This window comes from Polaribacter sp. R2A056_3_33 (assembly GCF_019278485.1).
Classification (GTDB): domain Bacteria; phylum Bacteroidota; class Bacteroidia; order Flavobacteriales; family Flavobacteriaceae; genus Polaribacter.
The window spans coordinates 4,206,686-4,218,531 of record NZ_CP058984.1 but is presented as its reverse complement, the minus strand read 5'-3'; the positions used below and the strand labels follow the sequence as shown (position 1 = coordinate 4,218,531).

Sequence of the window (11,846 nt, the reverse complement as noted above, 5' to 3'; positions counted from 1 at the left end):
AAAGTACTATTTGTTCTACTTCTTAGAAGCATGTTATAGAATAGTTTTATTTAATTTTAATGTTATTTTTTATTCTCAAAACTAAAACATTTAATTAGACACCACTTTTAACCCAATGATAGAAAAGATTAAAGTAGAAAGAAAAAAAAGTCGCCAAAAAGTAGCAGGTTCTTTAAAAACAAGAATTCCTAATAAAACTGTTCCAACAGCACCTATTCCGGTCCAAATGGCATACGCGGTTCCAATTGGTACCTCTTGTGTAGCTTTTAAAAGTAGAAACATACTAATAAATAAACATACTAAAAAACCAATGTACCAATAAGTGGTTTCTGTACCTGTACTTTCTTTTGCCTTACCTAGACAAGCAGCAAAAGCAACTTCAAAAAGTCCTGCTATAATTAATAGAATCCAATTCATTTATAAGGTATGTTTTTTGATACTAGCTATTCATGATGTTACAAAATTTGTATCTTCCATGAATAAAAGTGTAAATTTAATTATAATTTTTAAAGAACTTTATCTTAGTAAAGGAATAACTTTCATATTTATTTTAACCAACTTTAAAAGTTAGTAAACTTCTAACAAAATCCATTTCGTTATTCTTTTTAAAGTGTCTATCTTTATCCGCTGTAATTAGTCACTTATTTAATGGAACTGTACAAAGAAAATCAACTGAAAGTATACAACTCTTTAACAAAGAAAAAAGAGAATTTTAAATCTATAACAGACGGATACGTGGGTATGTACGTTTGTGGTCCAACCGTTTATAGCAACGCACATTTAGGAAATGTTAGAACCTTTATGTTCTTTGATGTTGTGTATAGATATTTATTGCATTTAGGCTACAAGGTGCGTTATGTGCGTAATATAACCGATGCAGGCCATTTAGAAAACGATGCGGATGAAGGCGAAGATAAGATTGCTGTAAAAGCACGTTTAGAACAAATTGAACCGATGGAGGTTGTACAGCGCTATACTGTAGATTTTCATGATGTTTTAAAAAACTATAATTTTCTACCACCAAGTATAGAACCTACTGCAACAGGACATATTGTTGAGCAGATAGAAATGATTAAAGAAATCATAGAAAAAGGTTTTGCATATGAGGTAAATGGTTCTGTCTATTTTGATGTACATGAGTATAACAAAAAAGAAAATTACGGAATTCTTTCTGGTAGAAAAGTCGAAGATTTATTAAATAATACAAGAACTTTAGACGGTCAATCTGATAAGAAAAATCCACAAGATTTTGCACTTTGGAAAAAAGCAGATGAAAAACATATTATGCGTTGGCCTTCTCCTTGGAGCGATGGTTTTCCAGGATGGCATTTAGAATGTTCCGTAATGAGCACAAAGTATTTAGGCGAAAGTTTTGATATTCATGGTGGTGGAATGGATTTAAAATTCCCGCATCACGAATGTGAAATTGCACAATCTAAAACATGTAGTGGTGTTACGCCTGTAAATTATTGGATGCACACAAATATGCTTTCTTTAAATGGACAGAGAATGGCTAAATCTACTGGGAATTTTATTTTACCTAATGAAATTTTAACAGGAGAAAATACTATTTTACCAAAACCATTTTCTGCAAGTGTAGTTCGTTTTTTTAACATGCAAGCCAATTACAGAAGTATTTTAGATTTTTCTGGAGATGCATTAGAAGCGTCAGAAAAAGGACATTCTAAATTGATGGAAGCTGTTAATTTCTTAGACAAGATTGAAGCAGGAAAAACATCTACTTTTAATGTTCAAGAATGGAAAAAAGCATGTTATGCTGCCATGAATGACGATTTTAATACACCAATGTTAATTCCACAATTGTTTGAAGCTGTAAAAGTTATCAATCAAATAAAAGAACATAAAGCAAGTTTAAAAGCAGAAGATTTAGCCGAATTTAAAACTACAGTAAATGCATTTGTTTTTGATGTTTTAGGGTTGATGAATGAAAATTCTCAAGACAATTCAGAAAAAATAAACGGTGTTGTAGAATTGTTGATTAAATTAAGAAAAGAAGCCAGAGAAAATAAAGATTGGGCCTTGTCAGATCAAATTAGAGATGAACTAATTGCATTAGGAATTCAATTAAAAGACGGAAAAGAAGGTACCACTTTTTTAATAAATTAAAAAGGTAATTATAAATTTCAAGTTTTTGAGTGTAATTGTCATTTCGAAAGAGAAACGATAGAGAAATCTCATCATCAAGATTTATTCATTTAATTCTTAAATTTTAATCATTGAAAAAAATATTATCTTTTCCATTTATATTGCTAGTTCGTTTTTATCAAGTAGCAATTTCACCATTTACACCAGCTACTTGTAGATACAGCCCAACGTGTTCACATTACACCATTGAGGCATTGCAAAAACATGGTTTGTTTTCTGGTGGATGGTTAGCGTTAAAGAGAATATTTAGTTGTCATCCTTGGGGAGGAAGCGGTTATGATCCTGTTCCGGATAAAAAAGAATAAATTAAATTATCATCTCGAGCGCAGTCGAGATATTTTTATAATAGTAGATTTTATAATGAGGTTTCGACTGCGATCGACCAACATAGAATAAGAAATATATGAGCTTTTTAGCAATTACATGGGATCCTTCAATAGGAATAGATTTAGGTTTTTTTATCGTACGTTGGTACAGTCTAATGTTTGTAGCGGCATTCTTATTAGGTTTAAGACTAATGAAGAAAATTTATGTTGAAGATAAAATTCCTCAAGAAAAATTAGATGTATTATTTATGTATGTCTTTGTTTCTATGCTTGTTGGTATGCGTTTGGGAGATGTATTTTTTTATAGTTGGTCTTATTATCAAAACCACTTATTAGAGATATTTTTACCTATTAAAGAAAGTGCAAACGATTCTTTATTAGGAATTATAAAAGGTTGGAAATTTACTGGTTTTACTGGTTTTGCAAGTCATGGAGCCGCAATTGGAATTCCTATCGCGATGTATTTTTATGCAAAGAAACACTTACAAAAACCTTGGTTATTTATTTTAGATAGATTAGCCATTATGGTTGCTTTAGCAGGTTTCTTTATCCGTTTTGGAAACTTTTTCAATTCAGAAATTTATGGAAAAGAAACAGGTTCTAGCTTTGGAGTAATTTTTAAAGCAGCAGGAGAAACGGTACCAAGGCATCCAACACAGTTATATGAAGCATTTAGTTATTTAGCATTGTTTTTTGTGATGTGGCATTTATTTTGGAAAACAGATAAAAAAGAACAAACAGGTTATCTTTTCGGTCTTTTTATGGTAGTACTTTGGTCTTTAAGATTCTTTATAGAGTTCTTAAAAGAAGCACAAGTAGATGGTAGAGAAGATTGGATTTTAAACTCTTTAAATACAGGTCAGGTTTTAAGTATACCGCTAGTTTTAATTGGTTTATGGTTAATGTTAAGGAAGAAAAAAAAGTTTCATATCTAAATAATAAGTATTTTTTTGTAAGTTTATTGTTCAGTTTTTTCAATTCCTAATAGAATTAACTCAACTATGAAATTTACATCCCCTTTATTTTTTCTATTTGTATTACTGCAAATAACTATTAATGCCCAAAGTTTAAAATATAGTGGCCCTAATTATTTTGATATTACAGAAGTCGATTTTGTAGGAGCTACAAATGGTATTATTTCTTATGAAACAACTCCTAATGGTATGGCATTTGGAGATGGAGGAACAAAATTTTATGTGGTTGGTTCTAGTTCAAATTTTATTAGTCAATTTAACTTAACCACTCCTTATGATTTATCTACAATGTCTCATTTAGATAAAAACTACTTTATAGAATCGAGTGTAGATAATAATCCAGAAGATATAACTTTTAATGCATCTGGCTCTAAAATGTACATTACAGGAGAAGACGATGCTGATATTACAGAGTTTGATTTACCTATAAATTGGGATGTTTCTTCTGCTATAATTAATGATACTTTTGATATTTCTGCAGCTATATTTGCTTACAACGGTCTTTCAGGAACAAGACCTCATGGTATTACTTTTAATAATGACGGTTCTAAACTGTATGTATTAGAAAGAGATACCGATAAAGTTTACGCATTTAATTTAACTACTGTTTATGATGTTTCTTCAGCAAGTTCAACGGGTGTTGTAGATTTAGATGTTTCTAGTCAAGAAAGAAATCCAAGAGGACTTGCTTTTAATAATGATGGAAGTGAACTATATGTTATTGGTATGACAGGTGATGACATAAATACTTACACTTTTCCGTCAGGGAGTGAATTTAATTTATCACTAGCTAGTTACTCTTCTAATTTTTCCATTCAAACCCATGAAAAAGAACCCCAAGAAGTGATTTTTAATGATATAGGTTCTAAGTTTTACATTATTGGAACAGATGGAATAGATGTAGATGAATATACATTATCTACTAATTTCGATTTTACATCTACTGTAACTTATTTAGATAGCTATAAAATAGAAATAATAGAAAAAACAACACATGATGTATTGTTTAATGCTGATGGTACTAAGATGTATGTTGCAGGAGATATTTTAGATTCAGTGTCACAGTTTTCCTTATCTACTCCGTATGATATTTCAACAATAACTTTTGAAGATGCTTTATCCATTAGTAGTCAAGAAACATTTATTAGAGGTATACAATTTAATAATATTGGAGATCGGTTTTATATTATTGGCTCACAATCTGATGATGTAGAAGAGTATGCTGTTTCTACACCTTTTGATTTATCTTCTACAGTTACTCATTTAGGGAGTTATGATGTAAATTCAGATGATTCAAATCCATCTAGTTTTACTTTTAATAATGATGGTAGTTTGTTATTTGTTTTAGGAAACACTACAGATAGAGTAATCATATATGCCCTTTCTACTAATTACGATTTATCTGGTATTGCTTCTGGTGCTATAGGTAGTTTTTCTGTTAATGTAGATGATAATGAGCCAACAGGTTTAGCTTTTAATAATGATGGTACAAAGTTTTTTATTACAGGTGATGAATTTAAAAAAGTTTTTGAATATACTTTAATAACGCCATTCGATTTAATTAGCAGGACACCAATTTTAACAAATGAATATTTAATATCTTCAATAGAAAATAGACCCACAGGCATTACCTTTAATAATACAGGTTCTAAAATGTATCTAGTTGGTTTACAGAACGATAATATTAATGAATTTAATCTAACAAAAGGTTTTTTACCAGAAGTAGCAGTAACAAATAACGGAACAATAAGTGCTTCTAATCCTTTAGTTGTAACTATTAGTGGAGATACTTTTGCAGATATAGACGGAGATAATTTACTAGATGAAACTACAGAATTTACAATTACCAATTTACCAGAAGGACTAACACCTGTTTTTACCTTGTCTGATGGAGATACCGTGGCAACACTTTCTTTTATAGGAGTAGCAAAATCTCATTTAGATACAGATGATGTTGCAGATTTAGTTTTTAATTTTACAGATGCAGCTTTTACGTCATCTAGTGCAGCAACAGTTACTAATGCAGTAGCATTTTCAGGTTTTGTTGGTGTCAATTTTATAAGTTGTTATAATGATATTATTTATAATGGAACTTGGTCTGGAGGAAGCGGAGCTAGTGGACAGCCAACAGTAGCAGATGTAACAAAAGGAATTCGCATTCAATCTGATGTAACTTTAAATGAAGATGTAGATTGTTTTTGTTTAAATGTGGAATCTGGAAATACTTTATCGGTAACAACAGGTTTAGAGTTAAACGTTTCTAACTCTTTAGAATTAATAGGAGATATCCGTTTATTGGGAACTTCTCAATTAAATCAAACACATACAGGTGTTAAAAATGCTTCAGGTTCTGGAAATCTTTATAAAGATGTACAAGGAAATTTATCTAACGTTTATCAAACAAGTTATTGGTCATCACCATTAACAACAGACGGAGAAACATACAATATAAAAGGAGTTTTAAAGGACGGTACAACTCCATTAGCAGCAACGGGTACTCCTTTAGACATTACTTTTACAGATAATTATAATGGAGATAATAGTACTTCTCCTATAACATTAAGTAGAAGATGGTTGGCTAAGTTTGTAAATAATAATGATTGGACAAGGCAGATAGATGAGTCTACAACGTTATTAAATCCTGTAGAAGGTTTTACTAAAAAAAGTACAGGAAATGCAACAGGTCAAAATTATACATTTGTAGGTAGACCAAATGATGGAGATTACACGAGTGAAATAGCAGCTTACGGATCTGGTACATGGAGCGTTTTAGGAAATCCGTATCCAACACCAATAAATGCAGATACTTTTATAACCGATAATTCTGGTGTTATTGTTGGAACTCTTTATTTTTATGAGTCTGGTGATGATACATCTCATGTAAGAGGAGAGTATTTAGGAGGTTATGCAACGAGAACCTCAGGTATAGGAGCTCCAGCATCTGGTATTGGAGGAATAGGGACGAAGACTCCAAATCAGAATATAGATATAGGTCAAGGTTTCTTTGTAGAGGCATCAGCATCTGGAGGTACTGTCAGTTTTAATAACGCACAAAGAGTTTTTGATGTTTCTGGGGCTGCAACAGAAGTATTTCATAAAAATAAAGATGTTGCTAAGAAAATATCTTTCCCTATTTTAAGAATAGGTTTTGAATTTTTGTTAACAGACCAAACGTATCACAGACAAGTAAGTATAGGATTTAGAGGACTTACGGCTGAGTATGAAGATGGGTATGAAGCAGAAATGTGGGATTATAAATCTACGGATATGGCTTTAGAAATAGAAGGAAAAAATTTACCATATGCTATTACAGGTATAGAAGATTTTAATAAATCTTTAGTAATACCTTTAAAAGTGCAAACCAATTTAAATAGAGATGTTACTTTTAAAATAGATGACATGACAGATATAGATTCTGATGTTTATTTATATGATAGTGTAACTCAAGATTATTTCGATATTACTTCGAAGAATGCAATAGTAAACCTTGATGTAGGTGTTTATGATAATCGTTTTTTTATAACTTTTAATAAAACAACCCTTGGTTTAGAAATTAATGCAACAAATAAATTTACTGTTAAAAAACAGGATAAAGACCTTATTATTTCATCAAAAGAAATTTTAGATGAAGTTAAAATATATAATTTATTAGGACAAAATGTTGTTTCTAAAAAGAACACTTTAAAACAGTCTGAAATAAAAATGAATACCACTAATTTAAAAAAAGGAATTTACATCATTAGAGTAAGAAATTCCAATGGTAGTTTTAGTAAAAAAATTAGTGTCTACTAAATTTCCTTAATTGGTTTCCTAGTTGTAATTTCGCAAAAATATGGAGAAATTAAAACAACGTTGGGGAGTAAAAAATAATTGGTCTATTGTTGCAATTATTTTAGTGTTTTCTATAAACGGTTCTTTTGCTACTTGGGTAGCTAAACCTATAACTAGTTACATTGGGCTGTCTCAAGAAACAACAAATCCTTGGGTATTTTGGCCTTTAAGAATTTTATTAATTTTTCCTATTTACCAAGCTACACTTCCAATTGTAGGTTGGTTTTTTGGGCAATTTAAATTCTTTTGGGCTTTTGAAAAAAAGTTTTTAACTAGATTAGGGCTCGGTTTTTTATTTAAAAAAGAAGATTAAAGCGTTATAATTTCTTCTACTTCTTCCTTTTTAATTACATGGCTGTAAAACCAAATTATTGTAAATGTTGGTATAATATCTAAAAAAGGGAGAGCTTCTTCAATAAAACTAATTACAGCAGCAATTTTTCCTTGTTTCCCTTTGTACATTTTAGTCATTAAATAACTAGATAATGGTGCCCATAGAACATCTAGAAAAGGTATTGGAATGATACCAATAAGATCTAGTACAATGCTTAAAATTAGTTTTTTGTATTTTTTAGTCATAGTTGTATTTTAATAAGGTCTTTCAAAATTCTTGCCAAATACAGTTTGTTTAAAATAGAAATGAATAATTTTGTTAAAATAAAATTTTTATAAGTGAATTTTAATGATTTCAAAAATAAAATATCTCAACTTAAAACAACTGAGTTAGGAGGTTTAAATGCACAATTTAAATTAGCTCCAAAAATTAGATTAAAGTACGATGCCGATAAAATTACTGCAAATAATCCAAGAAAGGCAGCAGTATTGGCTTTGTTTTATCCAAATTTAAAAAATGAAACTTGTTTTTTGCTAACACAAAGGGCAAGTTATAAGGGCATACATTCTGCGCAAATAAGTTTTCCTGGGGGAAAGAAGGATATTGAAGATGAAAATCTTGAAAAAACAGCCTTAAGAGAAACATTTGAAGAAGTTGGTGTAACTGAGGCATCTATTGAAATAATTAGAGAATTAACAGATGTTTATATTCCTCCAAGTAATTTTTTAGCAACACCTTTTTTAGGATATGCGAATCAACAACCAAATTTTAATCTAAATTATGAAGTTGAGCAAACAATTGAAGTTTTATTAAGAGATTTGTTAAGTGAAACAAATTTTACGGCTATAAAAATGAACACTTCTTATATGGTGGATGTAGAAGTACCTTGCTTTAAATTAGATGGTTATATTGTTTGGGGAGCAACAGCTATGATGCTTTCTGAAATTAAAGAACTCTTTAAATAGCATCTTTCTTAATTGTTTTGTAAGTTTGTTAAACTAACTAAAAAACGAATATAGAATGCCTTTATTTAAAAGGAATCCATTTGGCCATATTTTAGTCCTAAAAAAATGGCTTATAAGAATTTTCGGAATTGTATCTCACGGTAGATATCGTAAATTCAATAGTCTAAACATAGAAGGTTCAGAAAATCTTAAAAACTTACCAGATTCTGGAGTTTTATTTATTTCAAACCATCAAACTTATTTTGCAGATGTAGCTGCTATGTATCATGTTTTTAATGCTTCTTTAAGTGGTAGAGACGATTCTATAAAGAATATAGGTTATATCTGGAAACCGAAGTTAAATGTATATTTTGTTGCGGCAGGAGAAACAATGAGATCTGGTATATTGCCTAAAATATTTGCTTATATGGGCTCTGTGTCTATAGAAAGAACATGGAGAAGTGATGGTAAAGATGTAAAAAGACAAGTTAAAAATTCTGATATTTCTAATATAGGAAAAGCAATTAAAGATGGTTGGGTAATTACATTTCCGCAAGGTACAACAACCCCTTTTAGACCAATTAGAAGAGGTACAGCTCATATTATTAAAACCTACAAACCAGTTGTAGTGCCTATTGTAATTGATGGATTTAGAAGGTCTTTTGATAAAAAAGGCTTGAGTATTAAAAAACGTAATGTATTGCAGTCTATGGTTATTAAAGAACCATTAGATATAGATTATGAAAATGAAAGTGTAGCAGATATAGTAACTAAAATTGAGTTTGCTATAGAACAACACAAATCTTTTTTAAAGGTTTTGTCTGTTAAAGAGTTAGAGGCATTGACTGAAGAAGAAGAAGAATTGAATAAGAAAAGAGAATTTTGGAGTTAACAATTCTAATCAGAAAATAATAAGTATTAAACCTCGAATTTTTCGAGGTTTTTTTATGGGAAAAAACAAGATTTTTGGTATTAAAAAATCGTAATTAATAACCATATAAAAACTATATAGATAAACCCTAATTAAGCTGTATATTTGCAGTCAGAAAAAAATGATATGCGTACAAAAACCATCAAAAAAAATAAGATTAACGTTGTTACTTTAGGTTGTTCTAAGAATATTTACGATTCAGAAGTATTAATGGGGCAATTAAAAGCCAATGGAAAAGAGGTTGTTCATGAAGATGAAAATGATGATGGAAATATTGTCGTAATCAATACTTGTGGATTTATAGGTAAAGCAAAAGAGGAGTCTATTGATACTATTTTGCATTATGCCAAAAGAAAAGAAGCTGGTGAAATTGATAAAGTTTTTGTTTCTGGTTGTTTAAGTGAACGTTATAAGCCAGATTTAGAAGCAGAAATTAAAAATGTAGATCAATATTTTGGTACGCACGATTTACCGAATCTTTTACAAGCTTTAGAAGCAGATTATAAACACGAATTAATAGGAGAACGTTTAACAACAACTCCTAAACATTATGCATATTTAAAAATTGCAGAAGGTTGTGATAGACCTTGTTCGTTTTGTGCAATTCCTTTAATGAGAGGAAAACACGTTTCTACACCAATTGAAGATATTGTTACAGAAGCAACAAAATTAGCAGCAAAAGGAATTAAAGAAGTAATGTTAATCGCGCAAGATTTAACATATTACGGATTAGATATTTATAAAAAACGATCTTTAGCTCAGTTGTTAGAAGCTTTGGCTAAAGTAGATGGAATTGAATGGATTAGAATGCATTATGCTTTTCCTACAGGTTTCCCAATGGATGTTTTAGAGGTAATGAAACGCGAGCCTAAAGTGTGTAACTACTTAGATATTCCTTTACAACACATTAATACAGAGTTGTTAAAGTCTATGAAACGTGGTACAACTCATGAAAAAACTACGGCTTTAATTCATAAATTTAGAGAAAAAGTACCAGAAATGGCCATCAGAACTACGTTAATTGTTGGATATCCTGGAGAAACAGAAGAAATGTTTCAAGAGTTAAAAGATTGGATTGAAGAAATGCGTTTTGAACGTATGGGCGCTTTTGAATATTCTCATGAAGAAAACACTGGAGCGTATGTTTTAGAAGATGATGTACCTGCAGATGTTAAGTTTAGAAGAGTAAATGAAATTATGGAAATTCAATCTCAAATTTCTTGGGAATTGAATCAAGAAAAAATAGGAAAAACATTTAGATGTTTGTTTGATAGAAAAGACGGAGAGTTTTTCTATGGAAGAACAGAGTCTGATTCGCCAGATGTAGATAATGATGTTATTGTAGATGCAAAAGAACATTATATTAAAATTGGTGAATTTATAGATATTAAAATTCATGAAGCTGGAGATTACGATTTATACGGAACACCAGTAACTAAAGTTGAAAAAACAATTTCTTTAAATCAAAAAAGAAAATAAAGAATCAAAAATCCTACTTTATGTAGGATTTTTTTATGCAAATTGTTCTTATGAAAAAAACGTATTTTAATTGGAGTTCAGGTAAAGATTCTGCGTTGGCACTTTATAAAATTCTACAAGATCCTACGTACAATTTAGATTTATTAGTAACTACAATTAATAAAGATTTTAATAGAGTTTCTATGCATGGTCTTAGAAATGATTTATTATTAAAACAAACAGCATCTATAGGAATCGATTTAAAAACGATAGAATTTCCTGCGGATGTAACGATGGATATGTATGCAGAAATCATGAAAGAAGCCATGGATTCTTTAGTAGAAAAAAAATATTCTCATACTATTTTTGGTGATATTTTTCTTGAAGATTTAAAAACATACAGAGATAATAAATTAGCTGAGGTAGATATTACAGGAGTGTATCCGCTTTGGAAAAAAGACACCAAAGAAGTCTTGCAAGAATTTTTAGCTTTAGGTTTTAAGGCAATTACAGTTTGTGTAAATGCAAAATTACTAGGCGAGGAGTTTGTGGGTAGAGTTATCGATGAGCAATTTATAAAAGACTTACCAGAAAATGTAGATGTTTGCGGAGAAAATGGAGAGTTTCACACTTTTGTTTTCGATGGACCTATCTTTAAAAATCCGATTGAGTTCTCTATAGGAGAGAAAGTGTTACGTTCTTACACATTGCATGATAATGATGACGATAACTGTCATCAACCTAAAAAAGAAAACTCAAATCACGATACGAGTTTTTGGTATTGTGATTTGAGTTAGAATTTTACTATTATCTGTTCGAGCGAAGTAGAGAACTATATGATTATTTAAATAGGTTTCTACTGCGTTCAACCTAACAAGTAAC

General features: G+C 30.2%; 11 protein-coding genes. 9 read left to right on the top strand and 2 right to left on the bottom strand.

Annotated features, from left to right (window positions below):
• Nucleotides 1–90: 90 nt before the first annotated feature.
• Nucleotides 91–417 carry a multidrug efflux SMR transporter gene (locus H0I29_RS17875; RefSeq protein ID WP_218730867.1) on the bottom strand — a complete coding sequence of 109 codons (327 nt, stop codon included), beginning with the start codon at nt 415–417 and terminating at the stop codon, nt 91–93.
• A gap of 231 nt (nt 418–648) precedes the next feature.
• Here H0I29_RS17875 and cysS point away from each other — a divergent pair, with 231 nt between their 5' ends.
• The 5 genes from cysS (at nt 649) to H0I29_RS17850 (ending at nt 7,610) form a co-directional block, all read left to right on the top strand.
• Nucleotides 649–2,127, top strand: a complete 1,479-nt coding sequence (cysS, locus tag H0I29_RS17870; RefSeq protein ID WP_218753843.1) for a cysteine--tRNA ligase — start codon at nt 649–651, stop codon at nt 2,125–2,127.
• A 110-nt stretch (nt 2,128–2,237) separates the two neighbouring features.
• Nucleotides 2,238–2,471 (top strand): membrane protein insertion efficiency factor YidD, encoded by a 234-nt coding sequence (gene yidD, locus H0I29_RS17865; protein WP_218730865.1) that lies wholly within the window; start codon nt 2,238–2,240, stop codon nt 2,469–2,471.
• Between the two features lie 98 nt (nt 2,472–2,569).
• Nucleotides 2,570–3,427, top strand: coding sequence for a prolipoprotein diacylglyceryl transferase (gene lgt, locus H0I29_RS17860; protein WP_218753841.1), 858 nt, complete (start codon nt 2,570–2,572; stop codon nt 3,425–3,427).
• Nucleotides 3,428–3,493: 66 nt separating this feature from the next.
• Nucleotides 3,494–7,258 (top strand): T9SS type A sorting domain-containing protein, encoded by a 3,765-nt coding sequence (locus H0I29_RS17855; protein ID WP_218753839.1) that lies wholly within the window; start codon nt 3,494–3,496, stop codon nt 7,256–7,258.
• Between the two features lie 40 nt (nt 7,259–7,298).
• Nucleotides 7,299–7,610 (top strand): DUF6787 family protein, encoded by a 312-nt coding sequence (locus H0I29_RS17850; RefSeq protein WP_218730862.1) that lies wholly within the window; start codon nt 7,299–7,301, stop codon nt 7,608–7,610.
• Here the strand turns inward: H0I29_RS17850 and H0I29_RS17845 are convergent.
• Nucleotides 7,607–7,876: a hypothetical protein gene (locus tag H0I29_RS17845; protein ID WP_218753837.1), complete on the bottom strand. Its 270-nt coding sequence runs from the start codon at nt 7,874–7,876 to the stop codon at nt 7,607–7,609. The genes H0I29_RS17850 and H0I29_RS17845 overlap by 4 nt on opposite strands.
• Before the next feature lie 93 nt (nt 7,877–7,969).
• On the opposite strand from H0I29_RS17845, the gene H0I29_RS17840 reads away from it, so the two are divergent.
• The 4 genes from H0I29_RS17840 (at nt 7,970) to H0I29_RS17825 (ending at nt 11,761) form a co-directional block, all read left to right on the top strand.
• Nucleotides 7,970–8,596 carry a CoA pyrophosphatase gene (locus H0I29_RS17840; RefSeq protein ID WP_218753835.1) on the top strand — a complete coding sequence of 209 codons (627 nt, stop codon included), beginning with the start codon at nt 7,970–7,972 and terminating at the stop codon, nt 8,594–8,596.
• A 55-nt stretch (nt 8,597–8,651) separates the two neighbouring features.
• Nucleotides 8,652–9,467, top strand: coding sequence for a 1-acyl-sn-glycerol-3-phosphate acyltransferase (locus H0I29_RS17835; protein WP_218753833.1), 816 nt, complete (start codon nt 8,652–8,654; stop codon nt 9,465–9,467).
• A gap of 165 nt (nt 9,468–9,632) precedes the next feature.
• Entirely contained in the window at nt 9,633–10,985 is a 1,353-nt protein-coding gene (gene rimO, locus H0I29_RS17830) for a 30S ribosomal protein S12 methylthiotransferase RimO (RefSeq protein WP_218753831.1), read from the top strand.
• 50 nt (nt 10,986–11,035) lie between these two features.
• Nucleotides 11,036–11,761 (top strand): diphthine--ammonia ligase, encoded by a 726-nt coding sequence (locus H0I29_RS17825; RefSeq protein WP_218753829.1) that lies wholly within the window; start codon nt 11,036–11,038, stop codon nt 11,759–11,761.
• Nucleotides 11,762–11,846 lie beyond the last annotated feature (85 nt).